24 protein-coding genes are annotated in these 24,805 nt (G+C 42.1%); 16 read left to right on the top strand and 8 right to left on the bottom strand.

Features of this window, described 5'->3' with window-relative positions:
* Positions 1 to 7 precede the first annotated feature (7 nt).
* Positions 8 to 226, bottom strand: a complete 219-nt coding sequence (locus tag CCS90_RS08150; protein ID WP_099019048.1) for an RNA-binding S4 domain-containing protein — start codon at positions 224 to 226, stop codon at positions 8 to 10.
* Between the two features lie 113 nt (positions 227 to 339).
* On the opposite strand from CCS90_RS08150, the gene CCS90_RS08145 reads away from it, so the two are divergent.
* On the top strand, positions 340 to 1,974 hold the full coding sequence (locus CCS90_RS08145) for an amidohydrolase (protein ID WP_133566450.1): 1,635 nt from the start codon (positions 340 to 342) through the stop codon (positions 1,972 to 1,974).
* Between the two features lie 617 nt (positions 1,975 to 2,591).
* Here CCS90_RS08145 and CCS90_RS08140 read toward each other — a convergent pair.
* The 3 genes from CCS90_RS08140 to CCS90_RS08130 form a co-directional block, all read right to left on the bottom strand.
* A complete protein-coding gene (locus CCS90_RS08140) occupies positions 2,592 to 3,020 on the bottom strand; it encodes an SRPBCC family protein (protein WP_099019046.1) in 429 nt (142 codons plus the stop codon).
* A 78-nt stretch (positions 3,021 to 3,098) separates the two neighbouring features.
* The gene (locus CCS90_RS08135; protein WP_099019045.1) at positions 3,099 to 5,201 is read right to left on the bottom strand and encodes a TonB-dependent receptor family protein; all 2,103 of its coding nucleotides are present in this window, start codon (positions 5,199 to 5,201) and stop codon (positions 3,099 to 3,101) included.
* An 11-nt stretch (positions 5,202 to 5,212) separates the two neighbouring features.
* The gene (locus CCS90_RS08130) at positions 5,213 to 6,343 is read right to left on the bottom strand and encodes a PQQ-dependent sugar dehydrogenase (protein WP_211336989.1); all 1,131 of its coding nucleotides are present in this window, start codon (positions 6,341 to 6,343) and stop codon (positions 5,213 to 5,215) included.
* A gap of 220 nt (positions 6,344 to 6,563) precedes the next feature.
* Here CCS90_RS08130 and CCS90_RS08125 point away from each other — a divergent pair, with 220 nt between their 5' ends.
* From CCS90_RS08125 to CCS90_RS08115, 3 genes are read left to right on the top strand one after another with little or no spacing between them, the layout of a single operon-like run.
* On the top strand, positions 6,564 to 7,994 hold the full coding sequence (locus CCS90_RS08125) for a WS/DGAT/MGAT family O-acyltransferase (RefSeq protein WP_099019044.1): 1,431 nt from the start codon (positions 6,564 to 6,566) through the stop codon (positions 7,992 to 7,994).
* Between the two features lie 4 nt (positions 7,995 to 7,998).
* Complete coding sequence (locus CCS90_RS08120; RefSeq protein WP_211336988.1) at positions 7,999 to 8,787, top strand: esterase/lipase family protein; 789 nt, start codon at positions 7,999 to 8,001, stop codon at positions 8,785 to 8,787.
* Positions 8,788 to 8,845: 58 nt separating this feature from the next.
* The gene (locus CCS90_RS08115; RefSeq protein WP_099019043.1) at positions 8,846 to 9,145 is read left to right on the top strand and encodes a DUF6122 family protein; all 300 of its coding nucleotides are present in this window, start codon (positions 8,846 to 8,848) and stop codon (positions 9,143 to 9,145) included.
* Between the two features lie 31 nt (positions 9,146 to 9,176).
* Here CCS90_RS08115 and CCS90_RS08110 read toward each other — a convergent pair whose 3' ends face one another.
* The 3 genes from CCS90_RS08110 to CCS90_RS08100 form a co-directional block, all read right to left on the bottom strand.
* Entirely contained in the window at positions 9,177 to 10,775 is a 1,599-nt protein-coding gene (locus CCS90_RS08110; protein ID WP_099019042.1) for an ABC-F family ATPase, read from the bottom strand.
* Positions 10,776 to 10,920: 145 nt separating this feature from the next.
* The gene (locus CCS90_RS08105; protein WP_162846759.1) at positions 10,921 to 11,454 is read right to left on the bottom strand and encodes a TlpA family protein disulfide reductase; all 534 of its coding nucleotides are present in this window, start codon (positions 11,452 to 11,454) and stop codon (positions 10,921 to 10,923) included.
* Positions 11,447 to 12,076 carry a redoxin family protein gene (locus CCS90_RS08100; RefSeq protein ID WP_099019040.1) on the bottom strand — a complete coding sequence of 210 codons (630 nt, stop codon included), beginning with the start codon at positions 12,074 to 12,076 and terminating at the stop codon, positions 11,447 to 11,449. Before CCS90_RS08100 ends, CCS90_RS08105 begins: the two co-directional genes overlap by 8 nt.
* A 154-nt stretch (positions 12,077 to 12,230) precedes the next feature.
* Between CCS90_RS08100 and CCS90_RS08095 the strand changes: the two genes are divergently transcribed.
* Complete coding sequence (locus CCS90_RS08095; RefSeq protein WP_099019039.1) at positions 12,231 to 12,635, top strand: hypothetical protein; 405 nt, start codon at positions 12,231 to 12,233, stop codon at positions 12,633 to 12,635.
* A 185-nt stretch (positions 12,636 to 12,820) separates the two neighbouring features.
* Positions 12,821 to 13,312 carry a DUF2059 domain-containing protein gene (locus tag CCS90_RS08090; protein ID WP_162846758.1) on the top strand — a complete coding sequence of 164 codons (492 nt, stop codon included), beginning with the start codon at positions 12,821 to 12,823 and terminating at the stop codon, positions 13,310 to 13,312.
* A 90-nt stretch (positions 13,313 to 13,402) separates the two neighbouring features.
* Here the strand turns inward: CCS90_RS08090 and CCS90_RS14935 are convergent, their stop codons facing one another.
* Positions 13,403 to 13,558, bottom strand: a complete 156-nt coding sequence (locus CCS90_RS14935) for a hypothetical protein (protein WP_162846757.1) — start codon at positions 13,556 to 13,558, stop codon at positions 13,403 to 13,405.
* 219 nt (positions 13,559 to 13,777) lie between these two features.
* On the opposite strand from CCS90_RS14935, the gene CCS90_RS08085 reads away from it, so the two are divergent.
* The 10 genes from CCS90_RS08085 to CCS90_RS08040 all read left to right on the top strand — a co-directional run bounded on the left by CCS90_RS08085 (position 13,778) and on the right by CCS90_RS08040 (position 24,781).
* Positions 13,778 to 14,197 carry an SUF system Fe-S cluster assembly regulator gene (locus CCS90_RS08085; protein WP_162846756.1) on the top strand — a complete coding sequence of 140 codons (420 nt, stop codon included), beginning with the start codon at positions 13,778 to 13,780 and terminating at the stop codon, positions 14,195 to 14,197.
* A gap of 4 nt (positions 14,198 to 14,201) precedes the next feature.
* Entirely contained in the window at positions 14,202 to 15,695 is a 1,494-nt protein-coding gene (gene sufB / locus CCS90_RS08080) for a Fe-S cluster assembly protein SufB (RefSeq protein WP_246026997.1), read from the top strand.
* Positions 15,695 to 16,435 carry a Fe-S cluster assembly ATPase SufC gene (gene sufC / locus CCS90_RS08075; RefSeq protein WP_099019036.1) on the top strand — a complete coding sequence of 247 codons (741 nt, stop codon included), beginning with the start codon at positions 15,695 to 15,697 and terminating at the stop codon, positions 16,433 to 16,435. Before sufB ends, sufC begins: the two co-directional genes overlap by 1 nt.
* Positions 16,416 to 17,597 (top strand): SufD family Fe-S cluster assembly protein, encoded by a 1,182-nt coding sequence (locus CCS90_RS15210; RefSeq protein WP_162846755.1) that lies wholly within the window; start codon positions 16,416 to 16,418, stop codon positions 17,595 to 17,597. Before sufC ends, CCS90_RS15210 begins: the two co-directional genes overlap by 20 nt.
* Entirely contained in the window at positions 17,591 to 18,793 is a 1,203-nt protein-coding gene (locus tag CCS90_RS08065; protein WP_099019034.1) for an aminotransferase class V-fold PLP-dependent enzyme, read from the top strand. Before CCS90_RS15210 ends, CCS90_RS08065 begins: the two co-directional genes overlap by 7 nt.
* A 1-nt stretch (position 18,794) precedes the next feature.
* Positions 18,795 to 19,241: a Fe-S cluster assembly sulfur transfer protein SufU gene (gene sufU, locus CCS90_RS08060; protein ID WP_099019033.1), complete on the top strand. Its 447-nt coding sequence runs from the start codon at positions 18,795 to 18,797 to the stop codon at positions 19,239 to 19,241.
* Positions 19,242 to 19,250: 9 nt separating this feature from the next.
* On the top strand, positions 19,251 to 20,093 hold the full coding sequence (locus tag CCS90_RS08055) for a BPSS1780 family membrane protein (RefSeq protein ID WP_099019032.1): 843 nt from the start codon (positions 19,251 to 19,253) through the stop codon (positions 20,091 to 20,093).
* Positions 20,065 to 20,610 (top strand): thioredoxin family protein, encoded by a 546-nt coding sequence (locus CCS90_RS08050; protein ID WP_099019031.1) that lies wholly within the window; start codon positions 20,065 to 20,067, stop codon positions 20,608 to 20,610. The genes CCS90_RS08055 and CCS90_RS08050 overlap by 29 nt, the downstream gene beginning before the upstream one ends.
* A gap of 19 nt (positions 20,611 to 20,629) precedes the next feature.
* Positions 20,630 to 22,513 (top strand): DNA topoisomerase IV subunit B, encoded by a 1,884-nt coding sequence (gene parE / locus CCS90_RS08045; protein ID WP_099019030.1) that lies wholly within the window; start codon positions 20,630 to 20,632, stop codon positions 22,511 to 22,513.
* A gap of 69 nt (positions 22,514 to 22,582) precedes the next feature.
* Positions 22,583 to 24,781 (top strand): putative bifunctional diguanylate cyclase/phosphodiesterase, encoded by a 2,199-nt coding sequence (locus CCS90_RS08040; protein ID WP_099019029.1) that lies wholly within the window; start codon positions 22,583 to 22,585, stop codon positions 24,779 to 24,781.
* Positions 24,782 to 24,805 lie beyond the last annotated feature (24 nt).

Genomic DNA, 24,805 nt, shown 5'->3' with positions numbered 1-24,805 from the left:
TGAACTGTTAACTTTCAACAAATTCAATGGTGTATTGTTCACCGTTAAACTCTATGATGTCACCACTGAGGATTTTGTTTCTTCTTCTCAACTCTGTTTTGCCATTGACTTTAACCAAACCTTCGTCAATCACCATTTTTGCTTCGCCACCGGTACCCACCAAGCCCTCAAACTTTAAGATTTTATACAATTCTACAGGTTCTCGATTGATTTCAATGGTATGCATCTGTGGCCTCAACTATTTTTTATAACGAAGTGATAAGCATTATACTGATAGAAGTGTTATTTACTTGGAATCTTGATGATATAATTTTGTTTTTTTATCCACAACACAACATCATGTTTCATACAAAATTATTGATTGTCACGCTCATGGCTACTTTATTGAGTTTTTCTGTTTGTGGTGAAGTGATTCACCTGACCAATATCAAAGGATACAGCCATGATGGCAAGGCATTGAAGCAGGTCAATGATTTGTTGTTTGATTCAGTCTCTGGTCTGATTTTAGAACCCAATAAAGACAATATGTCAACAGTGACTGTGTTAGATGGAAAGGGCCAATTTGTTTTGCCGGGTTTGCATGATGCCCATGGGCATATTTTGAATTATGGTTTGTCTCGAATTTTAGTGGATTTACGTGGCTTTAAATCATTGGAAGCCACAGTCAAACATGCACGTCGTTATGCTGAAAATAATCCTGATTTCCCTTGGGTTTTGGGCCGTGGCTGGAATCAAGTTTTATGGGACAGTAATGCATTTCCCAATCGCTATGATTTGGATCAAATCTCAACAGATAAACCCATTTGGTTGAAACGAGTGGATGGCCATGCAGGCTGGGCCAATTCAAAGGCATTGGAATTGGCGGGCATCAACCGCGAAACTGCCAAAGATGATGAATTGATTCTTAAGGATTCAGAAGGTATACCTACAGGCATTTTGATTGACAATGCGATGTACAAAATGAATCAACATGTGCCAGCAATTAACCGTTCAATGAAAGAAAAAGCCATTGAGCTGGCATTCGAAGATTTGGTTGCTGTTGGTTTAACCTTTGTCCATGATGCTGGCATTGGCGTAGACAGCTATGAAATATTCAAACAAATGGCAGCTGACAAGACCATGCCCATTCGAGTATACGGTATGCTTTCCAGTAGCCATAAAAAGCTCACAAGTTTAATCAACAGTGGTCATTTAAACATTGAAAACCATTTTATTGTGCGTTCGGTGAAGTTGATGATTGATGGTGCTTTAGGTAGTTACGGTGCCATCATGCATGCGCCGTATTCAGATGATCCGAAGCAAACTGGTGCCTATGTACAAACGCCAGAACAGATTGAAACACTTTTGGATGAATTGGTTCAAGCTGATTTTCAAGCCAATGTCCATGCCATTGGTGACAAAGGGAATACCGAAGTGATTGATTTGTTGTCGCGACCACAGATGAAATCTTCACAACTCAGACATCGGGTTGAACATGCTCAAATTTTACGCCTTGAAGACATCGCCAAATTTAAAAAGCATGATTTAATTGCTTCAATCCAACCCACCCATGCCACTTCAGACATGAATATGGCAGAGGACCGGGTGGGTGCAGAACGCATCAAGGGTGCTTATGCATGGCAAAAACTATTTAATGCTGGCGTGGTGGTGGCGTCGGGGTCAGATTTTCCGGTAGAGTTGATCAATCCTTTTCATGGTTTGCATGCTGCAGTTACCCGTCAAAATCAGCAGAATCAACCCGCAGGTGGTTGGTATAAAAATGAAGCGATGAGCGTTGAACAAGCCTTGCAATCATTTACCATCAATGCCGCATTTGCCGCTCATGCTGAGGGCTACAGTGGATCTTTGGATGTTGGCAAACAGGCAGACTTTATTGTGGTTGATCAAGACATCTTTGAAATTGAACCTGCATTGATCTGGAAAACTGAGGTGTTGGAAACTTGGGTTGGTGGCCAACAGGTTTTCAGCAAATAATAATCAGTTGATTTTGAGTTGGTTTAATTGTTGAATATAAAATTTTTCAATTCTTTTTTTTAATCAGCCATCCCTGAATATGACCCAATAAAAATTTTTTATAACTAAAACATGAATGCCACTCAACCCTGGTTTTGCCCTTGATTTCAACCACTTCTACCCAACTCTTGAGTTGTCAGAGGGACATGTGGTTGAATTTCTTTTATTTTAAAATCAAAACTTTTATTCTCTTCACACGCAGTGATTTCTTGAGTCAGTTCATATTTAGTGGTTTTGATGGTATTGATGGCCCCAAGCCATTGGCAAAAGTATGACCGTTTTTCACATTTTTACATTGTGTGTTAAGACCCGTTAAAAATCGAGTGTGGGTTGCTTACGGCATTAAAAACTTCTGGTAGGCTTTGATCATAGTAGGCCCTGACGTGTACTTTTTGCATGTTGTTATCAATCAATCAATTAAAAACAATTACAAGCAGCGCTTGCCTAAAGTCATTAGGGCTACGATAGATTTAATCATTGTTAACTTTCTGATTGAATTTGAATTACAGAAAACATACCTGGTGTTTAAATCAGAGAGGGCGATTTATTGGAGTTTCTGCTGGCTATATGTGGGGTTGTTATTTGAGCTGGTTCAGCCTGTTTAAAAATACTTTTTCGATTTTTCGTTTAACGACCCAGCCAATCAATGGGCCAATGATTGGGGTAGTGATGGTGAAATGAGAATGCCAATCAACCCTGGTTTTCCCATTTTCTTCATTGAACTCTAACCAACCGGCATGGTGCTTCATGGCCATTTTCGGTTTGATTGCTGTGATTAAATAATCGAAACTTTCGTTTTCTTCAAATGCATTGATTTCTTCGGTAAAGGTGTGTGTCTTGGTACGAACGGTGCGCACGGCACCCAAGCCATTTTTATTGACAGCGCCCTTTTTGATTAAATGACAAGTCAAGCCACCACCCGTCAGAAAACTGCGGTGATCACTGACTGCTGAAAATACATCAGCGATGTCTTGGTTAAAATAAACGGTTACGTGTATTTTCTGCATTTGCCTGATTTAACATGGTTTGTTATTGATTATTATACTGCAACATGGCGTGATGTAGTCATTGGAATGTTATTTGATTTAAAACGTCCACTTTAGCCCGGTGTAGAAGGCACGTCCTTCACCACTGTAAAAATAATTACCGTCATTGTCACCTGTATCTGGGATTGGCAGGGTGGTACTGATGTGGGTTTGGTTGTTGATGTTTTTGGCATCAATAAACCATTCAAAACCATTTGGGCTGAGGTAACTGATACTGAGGCCTGCCAGTATATGGTTTTCAGTGCGAAAGCTGTTGGCCAAATCAATATAGTAAGCGGATGGAATCCATTCAATATTGGGACCAACTGTCCAGCCTGAAGGGTGTCTGTAAAGTAGTTTGGATTGGATGTAATGTTCCGGAATGCCGGGTATGAGGTTGTTGCCGTAAACTGGGTCATTGTCTAAATGAAATTGGTTGAACAAATAATGGCTGGTCAGCGTCACTTGGTCACCGACTGAAACCATATTGTCTTTGATGGTCCATACAAGGCCTGCCTCCAACCCCCAGTGTATGGAATCATTGGCATTGGTGGTTTTGGTTGCACCATCTGGAAAACGGAAACGGATAAACTCATTGTCCAATCGGCTGTAATAAGCACTGACATCCCAACTGATAAGGTCATTGAATCCACGTGTGCCAAGTTCAAAACTGACTGCTGATTGAGCCTTTAATGGTGTATTGATACCGGCTTGGTTGCCGTTGTTCAGTTCGGCGAACGTAGGGGCCTCAAAGCTGCGAGTAAGGCTGGTGAACCATTGTTGGTTGTTCTGTGATTGGTATAACAGGGCAAGGCGTGGGTTGATTTGTGAGTAAGTGCGTTGGCTGGTGATGGCTTGAGGCATGGTTTCGTTGATGTCTCGTCTGGCATGGATGGCCTGTAACCCCAGAGACAAGGTTAATTTTTCGTGGTGGCTGTTTGGCCACAATGGGTATTGGAATTGATAGCTGGCACTTGTGGTCTGTGCCGTTTGTTGTCGTGACAACCGCAATGCACCAGGAACACCTGCTTCATTTTCACGTCGCAGCTCATCTTGTTGTCCCCATTGGCTGTTGATAACAAGGCGGTGGTTATCGTATTGCCAATTGATGTGGATGCCGGCATCATCAGAATCTCGGTTGATATAAGTGAAAACTGGATTGTCCAACGTCTTGCTTGCGATAAAAAATGTGGCTGACCACAATTGCTGGCTGTTTTCAGGGCTGAATAATTGATAGGAGAGGCGGCTTAAGGTCAGGTCTCGATTGAAATTGCCATTGATATTAAAAGCCCTTGATTGTCTTGGATCGGCCATGATCAATGCCCGAGATAAACTGCTGGGCAATTCAGCTTGGCTGTTTAAATGGTAAAGACCGATGCGCTGTTGCCAGCCTGCATCTAATTTGGATAAATACTGTAGGTCCAAGCGATTGCTGTTTTGTTGGTTCTGGACCCTAAACCCTTGTTGACTGAAGTGACTGGCACGTAAGCGCAATGCATCTTCGGTCTGACTGACATCAGTGGTGTATCCGACCATAACTCGCCGTGTACCGTAACTGCCAGCAGAGACACGAAATAGTTTGTTTTCTGCCATATCAGGTAAAGTACTGCCAAGGTTAATAACACCACCTAAGGTACTGCCACCCAGGGCCATACCATTGGCGCCTCGATGAACAGTGATGTAGTCAATCAACCAAGGATCTACGGCTTGAAAATCAAATGAACCATCGGCAGTGTTTAAGGGGATGCCATCTTGTAGCAGCAATAAGCCACCACCTTGGAACTGACGTCCTAAACCAGATCCTCTGATTGCAATACGCGCACTTTCTGCACCGTTGCGCTGTTGTGCAAACACCCCCGGCATGTAATCCAACACATCTTTGATGTTGGTGGCACGTTGCTGTTGCCACATCTCAGCCGTATTGATGTTGGCCGCACCGGACCATGCTTTGATTCGCTTGGCTGCTGTTTGTAATGGGGCCGGTAGTGCTTTTGCTGAATCACTGACCACCAAAACATCCTGTTCAATGACCTTGTCCGCATTGGGATTAATTTCAGTGTTTGGTTTGGAACTGTCGTGTGGGTCTGCCGTAATAGTCTTTGTTGCCGACCAAGCTACGCTGATACTGAATAACAGCAATATCAGCGCATTGATTAATTTCATAATGAACGTATTTATTGGGCCGGTGTGATTTTAAGGATTTGACCGGCAGAATTATCTGTCGCCACATAAATGAATCCATCAGGTCCTTGTTCAATGGCTCTGATGCGTTGTTTCTGTGCTTTGAGTAATCGTTCTTCGGTCAACACTTGGTGCTGGTCATTGAGTTTGATGCGATTCAAATGCATTAATTTCAATGCACCAGTGAAAATATCACCTTGCCAGTTGGGAAAAGCTTTACCGTTATAAATCAACATGCCAGAGGTGGCAATTGATGGGTCCCAATAGTGTATCGGTTGTTCCATGCCTTCCATAAATCTTTTGTCAGTGATGGGAGTGCCGTTGTAATTGATGCCATAGGTAATCACCGGCCAACCGTAATTATGACCTGCCTTGATGACATTGATTTCATCACCACCGCGAGGCCCATGTTCATTGGCCCACAACTCACCAGTTTCAGGGTGTAAAAATGCGCCTTGTATGTTGCGATGCCCATAACTGTATATGTCGGGTAGGGCATTGGACTGGTTCAGAAACGGATTATTTGCGGCTGGTTTTCCATCGGTGTCTATGCGCACCACTTTACCAAAATGTGTGCTTAAATCTTGAACTTCATCTTTGCCGTAATTGCGATCTCCCAAGGTAACAAAGAGGTGGCCAGTTCGGTCAAATACCAATCTTGATCCATAATGATACCCTGCTTTTTTGCTGTGTGCTTGTTGCCAAATGGGTTTGACATGACTCAAGGTGTCGTTGTGCAGTTGTGCCTTTGCCACAGCCGTTCTCGATTCATTGTCGTCTTGTTCTAGCAGGGCATATGAAAAGTAGATGGTTTTATTTTCGATAAAATTTGGGTCAAGAACCACGTCCAATAGGCCGCCTTGTCCTTTGGTGTTGACCGCAGGCACGCCTTCGATGGGTACGGAAACTTGACCATTGGTGTCTATGATGCGTAAGTGACCGGCTTTCTCAGTAACCAACAGCCGGCCATCTGGCAAAAATGTCATGCCCCATGGTTGCTTAAGTCCGTCCGCAAAAACCGTTACATCTATCTCGTGGCTTTGCTTGTTGTGTTCATCGCCATGGGCATTAGAAATGGGTGCCAAGGTGACAATCATCAGGGTGGCTATCAGTATTTTTTTCATGAGTGTATCCAGCTTAATAACCGCTTTATTTTAAGCTGAAGCAGTGAAGATTTTGTGGATTAATGACAACAATTCCATATGTGGTTGCTGGTTAGGTGTTTTGGCCGAACAAAAATGGTGCCTTGTTGAGTAAATATTCTCTCATTATTTTTAATCCTCATGCATCAATCTAGCCAAGAAATTCTGCTATGATTGTTGGTCAATTTATCAGGATAGACGCATGCAACCACTCAGTGGCTTGGATTCATCATTTTTATATTTAGAAACAGACAGCCAGCCCATGCATGTAGGTGGCTTGAATGTGTATGAAGGTTCCTTGTCATTTGATGATTTCAGAAGTTTTTTACTTGAACGCCTGCCTTTGGCACCCAGGTTGAGTCAGCGATTGGTTCAAGTGCCCTTGAGTTTAGATCACCCTTATTGGGTTGATGATCCTGATTTTGATATTGACATGCACTTGCATCATGCAGCGTTACCAAAACCAGGTGATTGGCAAGCTTTACGCAAGTTGGCCTCGCGGATTTTTGCACAGAAACTTGATCGCAATCGCCCCTTGTGGGAGTTTGTGTTTGTGGAAGGTTTGGATGCCGTTTCTCAAGTGCCTAAGGGCTCAGTGGCCATCATCAGCAAAATCCACCATGCGGCCATTGATGGTGCCTCTGGTGCAGCAATCATGGGTTTGCTGTTTGATGTCACCAAAAAACCAAGAAAAATACCGCCTATGCCGAGCAAAGTGGTTGAACCCTTACCAGGTGATTTGACTTTGCTTAAACACAGCACCATTAATTTTATCAAGCGGCCATTTAAATTACCGGGTTTGTTGTTAGAAACTGCCAAGTCAACTTGGCAAGCAGGTCGCCTATCTAGGGTGCAAAATACCGAAGTACCCCGTTCACTGTTCAATGCACCATTCAGTATTTTGAATCAGCCAGTTTCTTCTAAAAGGTTGTGGAACACCGCATTGTTGTCATTGGAACGCGTCAAGATGTTAAGACATGCCGTGGCAGGTGCTACTTTGAATGACGTGGTATTGACCATTTGTACGGGTGCATTGCGTCGGTATTTGTTGGAAAAAGATGAGTTGCCAGAAAAACCCTTGGTTGCCATGGTGCCGGTATCAACCCGCACTTCATCTGAAAAAGATGACATGGGCAATCAAGTGTCGGCGATGTTGGTCCAGTTACCAACCACGGAAGCAGACCCGATTGAACAATTGTCTAAAATCCACCAAAGCACCCGGCAGGGTAAATCCTATCAAAATGCCATAGGTGCCAAACAGTTGATTGATTATGCTGAATTCATTCCATTCGCACTGGGTGCACAATCAACCCGCCTTTATACGCGCATGAAAGTATCAAAAAAGCATCGGCCTTTTTTCAATTTAGTCATCACCAACGTGCCTGGGCCTCAGGTACCTTTGTATATGAATGGCCATCTGATGCTGGCTCATATGGGGATGGCGCCGGTGTTCGATGGTATGGGTCTCATCATGCCAGTTTTCAGTTATAATGGTATGTTATCAATCAGCCCAACAGTGGCAGCCAATGTGATGCCTGACGTTGATAAGTTTGCCAAATACATCAGAGAAGCCGCCAATACATTGGAAACTGCTGTATTGGCTGAAAATAAATCAAAACCCACTAAAAAATAAGCCCATGAATCAATCTTCAGAAATCACTCGTTCGAGCCAACATTTACACCGCCCATCGATTTTTAAAATGGCTCTAGAAATGCGCACATTTTTTGAAGCGGGCTCATTTGCATTCAGTTATCCTTTGCTACAAACCACACCCAAAGGGGATGGTCATCCAGTTTTGGTGTTACCAGGCTTTTTGGCTTCTGATTTTTCGACTAAATTGTTGCGAACCTTTTTAAAAAGCAGAAATTACAAACCTTATGGATGGAAACTGGGGCGCAATATGGGTCGTCACAGTGATCCCATCACAGGCTGTGGTCCTGCCATCATTCAACGACTGAAAGACATTCACCAAAAGCACGGTGAAAAAGTCACCTTGATTGGTTGGTCATTGGGCGGTATTTATGCCAGAGAATTGGCACGACAACAGCCAGCATTGGTGCGCCAAGTGGTCAGCATGGGCAGTCCTTTTTGTAACAACCAGCGCGCCAACCATGCGACCAAAATATTTGAAAAAACCAGTGGTTATAAACTGACCGACATGTGTCCTAAATTACTGAAAAACATGCCCACCCCACCTCCTGTGCCGAGCACTTCATTTTATTCAAAATCTGATGGCATTACGGCTTGGCAATGTTGTGTTGAGCAAGACAGTGAACTCACCCAAAACATTGAAGTGGTCTGTAGTCATTTAGGGTATGGTCATCATCCTGCGGTGATGTGGGCTTTGGCCGATCGATTGGCACAAGCCGATGGGCAGTGGCAGCCTTTTAAAGCCCGTTTGATTGAAAAATTGATTTATAAATGAATTTAAACCAATGGGTCCTGTTGTTACATCAAGCGAACGCACTTTAGAAATCTGATTGATGCTTCACCTGTCTTTGCATTTCATCATTCCTTTGTTGCTCGCGTTGATGTTTTATCGACGAAAGTGGTTCACAGCTTGGTTGATCATGTTGCTGACCATGCTGGTTGATTTGGATCATTTGTTGGCCAATCCTATTTATGACCCCAACCGTTGTAGTATAGGTTTTCATCCCATGCACCATCCTGTCATGACTGTCTTGTATGTATTGTTGGTCTTTTATCCTAAAACCCGCTTGATTGGATTGGGGTTGGTGATTCATATGATGCTGGATGGGATTGACTGCCAATTCATGGGATGAATTGGCAGTCTTTATTTGACTTGTCTTGTCTTTATTGGCCTTTGATGCCTTGTCGTTCCAAATACTCTTGGTAAGTGCCACGGAAATCAACCACATCATCGGGTTTGATTTCCATCACTCGAGTGGCGATGGATGATACGAATTGACGATCGTGTGAGACAAAGATCAAGGTGCCGTCATAATTTTCCAATGCCAGATTCAAAGATTCAATCGATTCCATGTCCAAATGATTGGTTGGCTCATCCATTATGATGACATTGGGTTTTTCTAGCATCAGTTTACCAAACATCATGCGGCCTTTTTCGCCACCTGATAACACACTGATTTTTTTATTAGAGTCTTCTTTTGAAAACAACATGCGACCCAGTACCGATCGAATGGCCTGTTCGTCATCGGTTTTCTTCTTGAATTGTTCCATCCAATTGAACACAGTCATGTCTTGTTTGAAAGCGCCTAAATTGTCTTGCTTGAAATAGGCAATCTCAACATTTTCTGACCATTTGATCTCACCGCTGTCTGCTGGAATGGTGTTGGTGATGCAATTGAGGAATGTGGTTTTACCGACACCATTGGCCCCAATGATGGCCACACGTTCACCCACTTCAAGCAACAAGTCCACATCTTTGAATAAGGTTAAATCGTCAAAAGACTTGCTTAAGCCAGTGATGTTGATTGCGTTTCTGAATAATTTTTTACCTTGTTCAAATACAATATAAGGACTGACTCGAGAAGACGGCTTAATATGTTCCAGTTGAATTTTATCCAATTGTTTTTGTCTGGAAGTGGCTTGCTTGGCCTTCGATGCATTGGCTGAAAAGCGACTGACAAAGCTTTGTAGCTCAGCTATTTGAACTTTCTTCTTGGCATTTTCTGCATACTTCAACTCACGTGCTTGGGTTGCAGCCGTCATGTATTCATCATAATTACCAGGGAACATGCGCATTTCACCGTAATCCAAATCGGCCATGTGGGTACAGACTGAATTTAAAAAGTGACGGTCATGCGAAATGATGATCATGGTTGATTTTCTGGCTTTCAAAGTGTCTTCCAGCCAGCGAATGGTGTTGATGTCCAAGTTATTGGTCGGCTCATCGAGTAACAAGAAATCTGGATCAGCAAATAAAGCTTGGGCCAATAGGACCCGCAATTTCCAGCCTGGTGCCACTTCTGACATGGGACCAAAATGCAAGTCTTCCGCAATTTCCAAACCGAGTAATAATTCACCGGCACGCGCTTCAGCTGAATAACCGTCCATTTCGGCAAAGGTATTTTCTAGCTCACCTACCAGCATGCCTTCTTCATCGGACATTTCTGGCAGCGCATAAATGCGATCACGTTCGGCTTTGATGGCCCATAATTCTTTGTGCCCCATAATCACCGTATCAATCACTGAGTATTCTTCAAAAGCATATTGGTCCTGACCCAAAACACCAATGCGTTCATCGGGGTCATAGCCAACATTGCCTGATGTTGGTGTCAGTTCACCGGTTAAAATTTTCATGAATGTGGATTTTCCACAGCCATTGGCGCCGATTAAACCATAACGGTTGCCGTTGCCGAATTTGATAGAAATGTTCTCAAACAAAGGTTTGGAACCGAATTGCATGGTGATGTTGGCTGTGGTTATCATAATAAAACTGCTTGTGGTGCAAAAAGGTCGCGATTATAACGGCATTATGGCAAGAACATGTGGATTTGCTGAAAAAAAAGCTGGATCTGAAAGTATTTGTGACAGTTTATCCCTGTGTGGTCATAAAAAATCAGTGATTGGTTTATTATTGGCCGTTGCTGAGCATTTGATTCAAGGCATTTTCAATGTCTTGTTCGCTGAATTGATTGTTGGGATTGTCGCCGGTTAAGCGATGGGCTAACTGGCCTTGGCGGTCGTAAATAAATACAGCAGGTATTCCAATTAAGTCCAATTTTTCAAATGAAATCATCAGGTTTTCAGTCATGAAATAATGATCAAACCCTGAGTTGGGTTCTGTAGTGAATTGTTTGTTTAAAAAACGCTCGGCCCTTTCAATGGCTTCAGGTTCTTGCGGATCTTCCAGTAACATCGAAACAAATTGTATGCCTTTGTTTTGAAAATTTTTATTCATTGTAACCATGTGTGGGAATCGCTCCAAACATGAGCTGCACCAAGTGGCCCAGAAATCAACCACCACAATTTTATCAGGGTATTGAGCCAGTTGAGTTGTCCACTGCTCATAATCTACATATTGTAAAGCCACTGCATTATCAGCTTTGCTTGACTGAATTGAGCACATCAACACAATCAGTCCTGTCAGCATAATGAATTTATTCATATTTAACACTGCAGCCGTGTGCTCGGGTTTCTGGGACGGCCACTGGATTTCCAGCCAGTGTGGCTTTGATGGCATCACTGACATAATGTTCACTCACTTCACCATTGATGTGCCGAATGCTGCCATCGGCATTCATCTTGGCGGGCGAATTGTACAACAGCCCCATATAGGTTAATTTACGGTCTTGATTGAAAACAAAATATTCAGGGGTTCTGGTGGCGCCCAATGAGCGTCCCAATTGTTGTGATTCATCAAACACATAGCTGAAGTTATAGCCGTTTTTTTCTGCATGTACCTTCATGGCTGCTAAACGGTCGTCTTCTCGAAGGTTGACGCCAAAAGCAACCACCTTGACACTTTGCTCTTTGAATGAATCAACCAATTGCACCAAGTCTTGGTCCATGCCTTTGACCCACGGGCAATGGTTGGCCAGAATTACCAGCACCAGCACGTCTTCTTTGATGTCAGTTGATGACAATTGATTGCCATCAATGCCGGGTAGTTGGGTGAATGCGGGTAAAGCGTCACCAATGTTGATGATTTGGTTGTATTGGCCAGCATGAATTGAACTGCTGCATAGAATTAATATCATTAAGCCAGCTAAATTGAGGGTTTTTGTCATGCTTCAGGCCTGTGAGGAAATGTCATATAGATTATAACAATCACAGCATGGCTTAACAAGCCATGTGGTCAAGATTATATAGCATGGCAGCGGTTTGCTTAATGGGCTAAAATAATGGCGTTGAAGATTGTTCATTATTAAAATAAAGGAGTCCATGAGTTTGAAACTAACTAAAGTATTTCTGGCGGCGATACTGTTGTCAGCTGTGATATCAGCCATTACAACTGAGTGGAGCATGCGAGTGTCTACCAATGAAGCCATAACATTTGCAAATCAAGTTGATGTAAATGATGAAGAGTGGGCTGCTTGGGTCGGAGTGGTTGATACGAATAATGCTGAAACAGCAGAAATGGCTGCATTCGATGAAAATGAATTTGATGAGACAATCAAAGAAAATATCGAGCAAATCCAACAAACCCAATCCATTTATCTGTATCCAGGTTATTGGATTTTCTGGTTTGATTCGTTCAAGATGACCTTTTTAACTGCATTTTTGGTCGCGATATTACAAAGCCTGTTCATCTTAAAATCTGTTAAAACAGCGGTGATTAAAGAGTGAAGGTTATGTTTACTTTCGATCAGGCTTGAATCAAAGATGAACGCAATTAAATCGGTGATTGAAGCCGACAGGCCACTGATGACGGTAGGTGAAAGGATAGCCTGAGATTAATGAATGGCTCAAAGTCGTCCAATATAAGTTAAACTTAAAATCAATTAATATTGAATCTGAGTGAAGTTATGCGAATGAATTGGTTTGTTTTATTGTTGGTATTCATGCTTGGTGATGTTGCTGATGCTGAAAATATTGAGCAGAAAAGGGTTTTGGCTGAAAAACTGGTGGCGTTGATGGATACAGAATCAATGATGGATGGCATCTACAATCAAGTAAATCAATTGACTGATTCATTTTCAAATGATGCTGGTTTTTCTGAGGCGCAATTGGCGATCAAAGAAAAATACATGCAAAAAATCAGTGATTTGATGAAAACAGAAATGGGCTGGCAAAAATTCAAGGAACCCACCATTGCTATCTACACCAAGCATTTTACCCAGTCTGAGCTACAAGGCATGGTGGATTTTTACCAATCTGATGTCGGGCAATCTATGGTCAAGAAATTACCTGATGCGATGGCTGAATCATTTCAGCAAATTCAACCGATCATGATGGATGTGATGCCAAAAATTCAAAAGCTTTCACGTGAAATGGCCGATGAAATGTTTGACAACAAAAACTAACACCTATAAACGCATCATTGGCCATGATGGATATTGCAATTGAACCCAAGTCAAAGGTAAATGAATTCAATGATTGTTGATTGGCTGTATTCAATCAAAACCATCTTCAAATATCAGATCAAAAGGTGGTTCTGGTTGATTGAATAGACAGCGAGTGCCACTTTCATGGAAAAATGTATAAGCGGTTCTTGCTTGCTGTGTTCTGGCCATTTTGAGACTTTTCTTCGCAAAATACTCTTTACTCAAAACATTTGCCTTTTCAAACTTTTAATATATTGAACCTTAGTGTGCTGGGTTTTTAGCAAAAACAATCATTATTTTTATCAGTGTTTGGGCATGTTTTTGACAATCATTTGAATTTTGACCAGTCATTAGATTGTTGTGTATGCATATGAGGTTGGTTAAACCGCGCAATAAGGTACTAAATCAGTCCTATTTAATGTTATAATCCACGCCATGATTAAGATGTCCAAATTAACAGAATATGCCTTTATGGTCATCATGGCTTTGAAAAAGTCTGATTTGCCGGCATCAGCTGATTTTTTGGCCAGTGTGACGGGGCTTGAAACCCCGACGGTCAGCAAAATACTTAAACAATTAAAAAGAGCCGGTTTGTTGGATTCCAAGCGTGGGTCCACCGGAGGCTACTTTTTAATTAAGCGCAAACAAGACATTTCACTCAATGAGGTGATTGTTGCTATGGAAGGTGGCATGTCTTTAACTGAATGTGCCGAAGATGATGATGCTTGTCATTTGACTCAAAGTTGTTATATGAGTGCCGGCATGAAAAGAGTTAACCAAGTGATATTGGAAGCCCTGCAAAGTGTCACAGTGAGTGATATTTTGGATGAGAAGAAAAAAATCACTTTGCAAATAAAACCATAAAACCATGAATACTGAAACCATGAAACAAGACTTGGAAATCAAAGGCAGTAACGAAGAAAATGCAGTCGTCAAAGCCCGTGCGAATCAAAAGTATAAAGAAGGTTTTGTCACTGACATTGAAGCTTTTACCATTCCGCCTGGATTGGACGAAGACACCATTCGCCTGATCTCAAGTAAAAAAGATGAGCCTGAATGGTTGTTAGACTATCGCCTTGACGCCTATCGAAAATGGCTGACCATGGAGACGCCTAACTGGGCCAAGTTGAAAGTGCCTGAAATCGATTTTCAAGCGATATCTTATTATTCTTCACCCAATGCGGTGAATGAAAACGCACCCAAATCTTTAGCCGATGTTGATCCAAAATTAATTGAAACCTATGACAAATTAGGCGTGCCTTTACACGAGCGTGAGCGCTTGGCGGGCGTAGCGGTTGATGTGGTGTTTGATTCTGTTTCGGTGGGTACTACTTTTAAAGCCGAACTGAAAAAAGTTGGGGTTATTTTTTCGTCTTTTTCAGAAGCGGTACAAGAACACCCAGAGTTGGTGCAAAAGTATTTAGGTACGGTGGTTCCTGCACAAGATAATTATTTCGCAGCCTTGAATGCGGCGGTTTTCAGTGATGGTTCCTTTGTTTATATTCCTAAGGGCGTTCGTTGTCCGATGGAGTTATCGACGTATTTCAGAATCAATGCCATCAACACCGGACAGTTTGAAAGGACTTTGATTGTTGCAGAGGATGGTGCATCAGTCAGCTACCTTGAAGGTTGCACGGCACCCATGCGTGATGAAAACCAACTGCATGCTGCGGTGGTCGAATTGATTGCCATGGATGATGCCAAAATTAAATATTCAACGGTACAAAATTGGTATCCGGGTGATGAAGACGGCAAGGGTGGTATTTATAACTTTGTCACCAAACGCGGCAGCTGTTTGGGTAAAAATTCTAAAATTTCATGGACCCAAGTTGAAACCGGTTCGGCGATTACTTGGAAATACCCCAGTTGTATTTTGCGGGGAGATAATTCCAGTGGTGAGTTTTATTCAGTGGCTTTGACCAACAACTACCAGCAGGCTGATACCGGAACAAAAATGATTCATCTGGGTAAAAACACCAAAAGTACCGTTATCTCAAAAGGAATTTCAGTGGGCAAGAGTCAAAACACCTACCGTGGTATGGTGCGGGTGGCCAAGAAAGCGGATAACGCCAGGAACTTCACTCAATGTGATTCATTGCTGATTGGGAAATCCTGTGGTGCACACACTTTCCCATATACGGAATCAGCTAACATGACGGCCAAATTAGAACATGAGGCCACCACATCAAAAATATCTGAAGACCAATTGAATTATTGTCTGCAGCGGGGCATCACAGAAGAAGATGCCATTTCATTGATTGTGGATGGATTTTGTAAACAAGTATTTAAAGAATTACCCATGGAGTTTGCGGTTGAAGCAAAAGCCTTGTTGGACATCTCATTAGAAGGAGCAATCGGTTGATGTTAAAAATTGACAATGTATTCGCCACTGCTGGCGAAAAAGAAATTCTCAAAGGGTTGAGTTTAGAAGTTAAACCCGGTGAAGTACATGCCATTATGGGCCCCAATGGAGCCGGTAAAAGTACTTTAGGCAACTTATTGGCTGGCATGCCCAGTGTTGTACCGCAAGGAGGGTCGGTTGATTTCTTGGGCAAAGACTTGTTGAGTTTGGCTCCGGAAGAACGTGCGGCTGAAGGTGTCTTTTTGGCTTTTCAGTATCCGGTAGAAATTCCTGGCGTGAATAACATGTATTTTTTACGCACCGCTTTGAATTCTCAACGCAAATACCGTGGTGAAGAGGCCATGGATTCAGCGCAGTTTTTACGCATGGTTAAACAAAAGATCAAAGACATGAATATGCGCGATGATTTATTGAAGCGACCAGTGAATGTAGGTTTTTCTGGTGGTGAAAAGAAGCGCAATGAAGTGTTCCAGATGGGTGTTTTAGAACCTAAGCTGGCCATCTTGGATGAAACCGACTCAGGTTTGGATATTGATGCATTGAAAATTGTGGCCGATGGCGTTAACCAGTTGCGCTCACCAGATCGTTCGTTCATCATCATTACCCATTACCAACGTTTGTTGGATTATATCGAGCCGGACTTTGTGCATGTATTGGCAGATGGCAAAATTGTTAAATCAGGCGATAAGAATTTAGCCTTGGAATTGGAAGAGCATGGATATGGCTGGCTTGATAAATAATTGGTTGGATGCAGCGACTGAATTACAGTCAAAAACCAAGGAACCTGCGTGGTTGGTAGAAAAGCGAGATGTGGCAGCTAAACAATTGTTGCGTTTGCAGGATCCCAACAGAAAACTTGAATCTTGGCGTTATGCTGAAGCCAGTCGATTGGCTCAAGTGATTGAATCGGACAGCCGTGTCGACAAGGCCCTTGATGCTGAACAATCAGATGAAGTGGTCATACAAATAAATGATGGTGGTTTTGCAGTGCTCAATACACTACCGGACTGGTTGAGTGTAGATTCCATCACAAGCTTGGATTCACAACAATGGCAGGACCTTGATTTCAGTCAGGAGACTGTGGTTAATTTGGCCAATTCAGTTTTATTCAGTACGGGCGTTTCAGTGAAAATCAATGCCCAAGCCAAGACACAATCTGCTTTGGGTCAATCACCCAAAGTGGTGATTGAATACAATTTATCAGATCGAAAAAATTGGCGTTACGTGAGGAATCAAATCAATTTGGCTGATGACAGCCAAGTGGAAATTGAAGAGCGTTTTGTCTCTGGTCGAGTCAATGTAGTCAATTTATATCAGATCAATAACAGTTCCATCTTGCAGCGCAAACAAAATGTGCGGCTTGGCCAGACAGAACAATTTGTTAGTTTTAATCAATTTGATGTGGCTGAAAATGTAGAAATTTTGAACATGAATCAACACCATGGTGGTTGGTTGCAACACCATTTGCACCGCATTAATTTCAATGGTTCTGGTTCGAAATATGTTTCTGGTACAGTAAACAAATCTATTGATAACAACAATATATCAGATTTAGTTGAAGTAAATCATTATCAAAAAAACAACCAATCAGACGTCACCCATAGGTCTATTGCCAAAGACCAGTCTCAAATATTTAATAACGCCAAAGCCATGGTGGCCCCTGGTGCCGATGGTTCTGAAATTGAACAAGATTTAAAGAATATTTTATTGTCACCAGATGCCAAGATATTCAGTAAGCCGGTGTTGGAAATTTATGCCGATGAAGTGGTGGCAGCCCATGGTTCTACCATTGGTGCATTGGATGAGACGGCTTTGTTTTATTTACAATCGCGCGGTGTTGAAGTTGAGTTGGCTCGAGAAATCATGATTGAATCCTTTGAACAAGAGGCGGTTGTATGTTGAGAGAACAATTTCCAGGATTGCAGGTAAAAGTTCATGGTAAACCATTGGTCTATTTAGACAATGCAGCCACTGCGCAAAGACCGCAAGTGGTGCTAGATGCCATTAATAATTACTATTTATACAACAATGCCAACATACATCGTGGGGTACACAGTTTAAGTGAATCGGCCACCGAACTGTATGAACAAGCTCGCGAATCTTTGGCAAAACTGATCAATGCGCCTTCAGCCAAGGATTTGGTTTTTGTCCGAGGTTGTACGGAAGGGGTTAATTTGGTGGCACAAACATTTGTGCGCAATCGAGTTAAAGCAGGTGATGAAATATTGATTTCACATTTGGAACACCATTCCAATATCGTGCCATGGCAAATTCTGTGTGAACAAACGGGCGCCATTTTGAAAGTCATTCCAATGAATGACCAAGGTGAATTGGTGTTGGATGATTTGGATCAACTACTGAATGAAAAAACCAAATTTATGTCAGTGGTTCATGTGTCCAACGCTTTGGGAACCATTAATCCTGTTAAAACCATGATTCAAGCGGCCCATGACAAAGGTGTTCCTGTTTTGGTCGATGGCGCACAAGCCATGCCTCACATCAAAGTGGATGTACAAGATTTAGACTGTGATTTTTATACCGTTTCCGGTCATAAAATGTATGGTCCCACGGGTTCTGGTGTGCTTTATGGGAAAGCAGAGCATTTGAATGCCATGCCACCTTACCATGGTGGTGGCGAAATGATCAGCAAAGTCACCTTTGAATCCTCTATTTACAATGCCGTGCCGGCAAAGTTTGAGGCAGGTACGCCCAACATCGCGGGCGGTATTGGTTTGGGCGCAGCGGCAGAATTCATGCTGTCTGTGGGCCTGGATAAAATCGCTCAAAGGGACCAAGCGTTAAGGGTGTATGCAGAACAGGCGTTGTTAAAAGTTCCTGGTTTGCGCTTGATAGGAACGGCACAAAATAAATCCCCAGTGTTTTCTTTTGTGATTGAAGGCATCCATGCGCATGACATTGGCACCATCATTGATCATCATGGGGTTGCTATTCGCACGGGACATCATTGCACCATGCCGATCTTTCAGTACTTTGGCTTGGCCGGAAGTTGTCGGGCTTCATTTGCTTTTTATAATACTGAAAAAGAAGCCGATGTTCTGGTAGAATCACTGCTCAAAGCCAAAGCCATGTTTGAGTAGGATGTCAGATTTAAACAAACTCTACAAAGAAACCATACTAGAGCACAACAGAAACCCCAGAAATTATGGAAAGCCAGAGACTTGGACCCATGAAGCCGAGGGCTTGAATGCCGTCTGTGGTGACTTGGTGCATGTCTATTTGACCATCGAAGCGGGTCTGCTGAAACAAATCAATTATGCCGGTGAAAGTTGCGCCATCTCAATGGCTTCTGCTTCCATGATGACTGAATTTTCTCAAGGAATGACTGTGTCCCAATGGCAGCATCACTTTGACTTATTTAAACAACTGATGGATAAAAGTGGTCAGGTTGACTCTTTTCCAGAGTTGGGGCCGGTCAATACTTTGGCCACTGTTAAAAAATTTCCATCACGAATTAAATCCGCCACTTTGTGCTGGTATGCCTTAGCAGCCGCCATCAATGGCGAAGCCACTGCAACCACGGAATAAGCCAACTGTATGAATCAACAAACCAACCCCCCGATATTTTCTGCTAAAAATTTTACTTGGAAGGACGGTAGATTGTGGTTTGATGCCGGTGTAAAACTGTTTAAACAGGTTAAAAATTACTGGTATATGCTGTGTTTTATTTTGGCTGTTTTGATGATGATGGCGGCAAATATATCGGTCACCTTTGTTGGCTTTTTGATGGTTTTCATTTCACCCATAATCACAGTTGTCATGATGGGCTTGTGCCATCACATGAACAATGAATCAAAATCATCGGTATCTTCTTTGTGGGCAGAAATCTTAACCCAGATTAATTTGTATTTCGTGTTAGGCATTTATGCCATGTTACTCAGCTTATTTTTCCAACAAGTCCACTTTCAATTGCTCGCAGCATTCAATTTGCCTGCAGAACTGACTGAAACCATGGTACAAAATATGTCAGGAAAAGAATCTTTTTTGCGCGCTATGCTCAATTTAGTCACCAATTTACCGGTGGCATTGGCCATGGCATTTGCTCCCGCATTGATTATGTTCAAGCATACCCTGCCACATCAGGCGATTAAGTTCAGTGTGCTTGGTGTTTTGCGGGCATGGAAACCGTTTGTGGCATTGGGGTTGTTGTTTATATTGTTGTTTTTTGGGGTGATGATATTAGCGACTTTAATCATATCAATTGTTATGGCAGTCATGGGCCCAGCCAGTCAGGTGATGATTAATGTCATTGTGTTGTTTTTTGCCATCACCATAGCAGGGATAGGTTTGTGTGCACAATACCAAGCATTCATTGAAATATTCAAGATTGAAAAGGATCAAACTAATCAAGATGGTACTGAAATATACACCGAAATCTAAGCAACAAATAGCCCCTGACTTTAATTTGTTGGATGTGGATGGTCAGCCATGGTCATTACAAAAAGCCATGGGCAAAAATGGCTTGGTGGTGATGTTTATTTGTAATCATTGTCCCTATGTAAAGTCTATTCAAACAAAACTGGTATCCGATGTGCTTATTATGCAAAAATTGGGTGTTCATGCCGTGGCCATCATGTCCAATGATCCTGAGGACAACCCAGAAGATTCATTGGAACAAATGAAAGTGGTGTCGGAAAAGTACAGCTATCCCTTTCCCTATTTGTTGGATGAAACTCAACAAGTGGCCAAAGCTTTTGGTGCAGTCTGTACCCCAGATATATTTGGTCTGGATCGCTATGGAGTTATACAATATCGGGGTCGTTTGGATGCGGCAGGAATGAATGACCATCAAGACTTGCGACGAGATTTGGTAGAAGCCATGAAAGAAATGGTTGCTACTGGCACAATAAAAACCGAACAGTTCCCATCAATGGGCTGTTCAATTAAGTGGAAATAATTGGAATATTTGAATCCCTATGACAAAGACCTACCAATCATCAGACATTGAAGTCCTTTCAGGATTAGACCCAGTCAAAAGAAGACCGGGCATGTATACGGAAACCACCCGTCCCAATCACTTGATTCAAGAAGTGGTTGATAATTCAGTTGATGAAGCCCTGGAGGGTCATGCCAGTAAAATCACAGTCATATTACACCAAGATGGCAGCATCGAAGTGTCTGATGATGGTCGGGGCATGCCAGTTGATATACATGGTGAACATGGTGTATCAGGTGTTGAATTGATACTTTCAAAACTACATGCTGGTGGTAAGTTCTCCAACAAAAACTACACTTTTTCTGGTGGTCTTCATGGGGTCGGTGTCTCAGTGGTCAATGCATTGAGTCAAAGGCTGGATGTCTGGATTAAGCGAGATGGTAATGAACACCACATTGCTTTTGAACATGGAATCAAAGTTTCAGAATTGGTCGTGGTAGGTCAAGTGGGTCAAAGAAATACTGGTACCAGGGTTCAGTTTACCCCCGCACCTGAGTATTTTGACACCATCAAAATTGGTGTTAAGAAACTCAAGCATTTATTGAAAGCCAAAGCGGTGTTGTGTTCAGGTTTAACCGTCCATTTTAAAAACATGTTAGATGACAGTGCTGAAACATGGGCGTTTCAAGATGGCTTGCAAGAATATTTGAATGACGAAATAGAAGCCGAAGAACGCATTCCCGCGGAAGGTTTTATCGGTACCCAACATGACGATGAATTTGCCATGGATTGGGCTTTAACTTGGGTCCCACAGGGCGAGCTGGTGACTGAAAGTTATGTGAATTTGATCCCCACGGCTCAAGGTGGTACCCATGTGAATGGATTGCGTACTGGGTTAACCGATGCGATCAGGGATTTTGCAGACAGTCATAATTTGTTGCCCAGAGGATTAAAGCTTGCGCCTGATGATGTGTGGGATCGTGTGTGTTATGTCTTATCAACGAAAATGAAAGACCCGCAGTTTTCAGGACAAACCAAAGAGCGCTTGTCATCAAGGTCAATCGCTTCCTATGTGGCCAACACCATCAAAGACGCCATGATTTTGTGGATGAATCAAAATGTAAGCGAAGGCGAACAAATCACTTTATTGGCCATCAATAATGCACAAAACAGGATGCGCAAAGCCAAGCAAGTGGTTAGAAAGAAAGTCACAGCAGGACCTGCGCTACCTGGAAAATTGGCTGATTGTAGCTCGCAAGATCCGATGCAAGGTGAATTGTTTCTGGTGGAAGGGGACTCAGCTGGAGGATCTGCCAAACAAGCCAGAGACCGAGAGTTTCAAGCGATCATGCCTTTGCGAGGGAAAATTTTAAATTCATGGGAAGTGGAATCTACCCAAGTGATGGCCTCGCAAGAAGTTCATGATTTGGCTGTTGCTATGGGAGTTGATCCAGCCAGTTCTGATTTAGCTGGTTTGCGCTATGGCAAGATCATTATATTGGCGGATGCTGACTCTGATGGCTTGCACATTGCCACTTTATTGTGTGCTTTGTTTTTACGGCATTTTGAACCGGTGGTCCGAGCTGGACACATTTTTGTGGCCATGCCGCCCTTATTTAGAATCGACGTAGGTAAACAAAAATTCTATGCAGTAGATCAAAGCGAGCGTGATCAAATATTAAACAGAATTGAGAAGGAAAAGCTGAAAGGTAAAGTCAGTGTAACTCGCTTTAAAGGCTTGGGTGAAATGAACCCATCGCAGCTGAGAGAGAGTGCGATTGCACCTGATACCCGAAGGCTGTTACAATTATCTGTTACTGCAGGGGATAATACCCATGGTATTATGGACATGCTGTTGGCTAAAAAAAGAGCATCTGAAAGGAAGTCATGGTTGCAAGAGAAAGGCGATTTAGCCGTCATATAATAATAAAAGTTTTAAATTTGCATGAAGCATTGAATTTAAATACGGTGTTTTAAAAAGTGGGGGTGGTTTTTGTCTTATATTGATCCGGCTATAAAAAAAGAGTCAAAAATTGGTGCGTTCACCATTTCATTGATTGTCCTACTGACTTCACTGTTCATCTCACAATATGTAAGTAATTTACAGCAAAATGCCCTTTCTCAAATATTGAGCGGTCAGGTCAAACAAACTGACTTGAAGCTCATAAACAGTACCAGGAGTCTTATTGCTGAAATCAATGGCATGACTAAGAGGTGGATCAATAACAACTCAACCCCGGAAGAGAATTGGCGTGCAGATGCACGAGACTTTATCGCCCGAATCAAAGGCCTGTCTTCAATTTGGTGGATAGACAAGAACAAAGTGTATCAATGGGGAGAGTCGAAAAATTACAATCACAACAATAAAATAGCTCAATTATTGAATGAAGCTGAAATCAAGGAAATCTTGGACACGGTGAAAGTGAGTTTTATCCCGGAATTCACCAGCGCTCATATGTTTGATGGAGCCCAATGGATATATGTCTTTTTACCCATTGGTCACAATCAAATTTTTGATGGTTATTTTGTGATTGAAGTAAATATCAAAGCGTTTATTGATGAGGTCTTGGGAGATCCACAATTAACCGGCTTCTATACCGAAGCCACAGCCAATGATTCAATTGTTTATAGCAATGGAGAGGATCTTCAGTCCATCCCTTATTATGATTCATTTGTTTTGAGTTTAGACAGTGATGACAATGGCTGGGAATTCAGGGTTTATCCAACCGAAACTTCAACGGATATGATTTTATCACCTTTGTCTTATTTCATTATTGGTACAGGGACCATCATTTCATTGCTGTTTTTGCTGACACTGTTGTCACGATTGAAAGCCAAAAACCAATCGTTGGAACTCAGTAAACAAATCAGTGAGACTGAAAAAGTACAGTTTGAACTGGAATACTTAGCCAATCATGACACCTTAACACACCTGCCAAACCGCCATTACATCACTGGCTTTATAGAGCGAAAAGTTAAATTAGGTTTGGCCAATAAGCAAAATTTCACCATATTATTCATCGATTTGGATCATTTTAAAGACATCAATGACACTTTAGGACATGCAGTTGGTGATGAAATGCTTAAAAAGTTACCGGTTTTATTCAATCGGGTGTTCAGGCATGATGATGTGATTGCTCGAATGGGTGGTGATGAGTTTGTGGTTTATTTACCTGGTAGGTTAGAAAAAAATGATCTGACCAACTTGGTGGAAAGGTTTTTGAAATCACTGGAGTATCCAATCCAAATTGATGAGCATCAAATTCGATTAACGGGTAGTGTCGGTGTTGCGTTCTTTCCGCAACATGGCAACAATGTGATTGAATTGCTTTCTCATGCAGATGCAGCCTTGTACCGCGCCAAAGCAGATGGCAGAAACACGTATGCCATTTATGATTCTGCGATTGAACAAAAAGCCAAAGACCGAATTGAACTGATCTCTAGATTGCATCTTGCGCATGAAAACAATGAGTTTGAAATGTATTTTCAGCCGCGTTATCGATTGTCAGATGAGTGTATGTTGGGTGCTGAAGCCTTGATGCGTTGGCGACCGAACAAAGAGACGGTGATAAAACCCGAAAAATTCATTGATATATTAGAAGAAACGGCATTGATTATTCCAGTAACATGGAAAATGTTTGAATCCAGTTGTGTACAATTTAAAAAGTTGCTTGATCAAGGGAATCATTTGTCATTGTCGTTCAATATTTCTGCCAGGCAGCTTGAGCACCCGGATTTCATCAGCAAGTTAAAATTGATTTTAACCAAAACCGCTTATCCACCGCAAAATTTAGAGTTGGAATTGACTGAACAAACCTTGATACAAAATGTTGAGAACAGCCGCTTTATCTTGAATAAATTGTCTTCAATGGGTATATCCATTGCCATTGATGATTTTGGTACTGGTTATTCTTCTCTGTCATACCTTAAAAACTTCCCAGTCGATGTGTTAAAAATCGACCAGTCCTTTATTCATGACATCGTTGACGACCGAGGGGACTTGGAATTGGTAAAAACCATGATCGCTATGGGAAAAAACCTCAACATCAGAACAGTGGCAGAAGGGGTGGAAAACGAATCACAGCTTAAATTAATACAGAATGAGGATTGTGATGAGGTCCAAGGGTATTATTTCAATAAACCAATGAATTTTGAGACATTTTGTAAAATCATTGAGGCCAACAGAAAGTAACAAATCTTTATTCATGCATCCAGT

The organism is Marinicella litoralis (assembly GCF_002591915.1).
GTDB classification, from domain to species: Bacteria; Pseudomonadota; Gammaproteobacteria; order Xanthomonadales; family Marinicellaceae; genus Marinicella; species Marinicella litoralis.
Note: the sequence above shows the minus strand (reverse complement) of the source record. Positions and strands in the feature narration are given on the sequence as shown.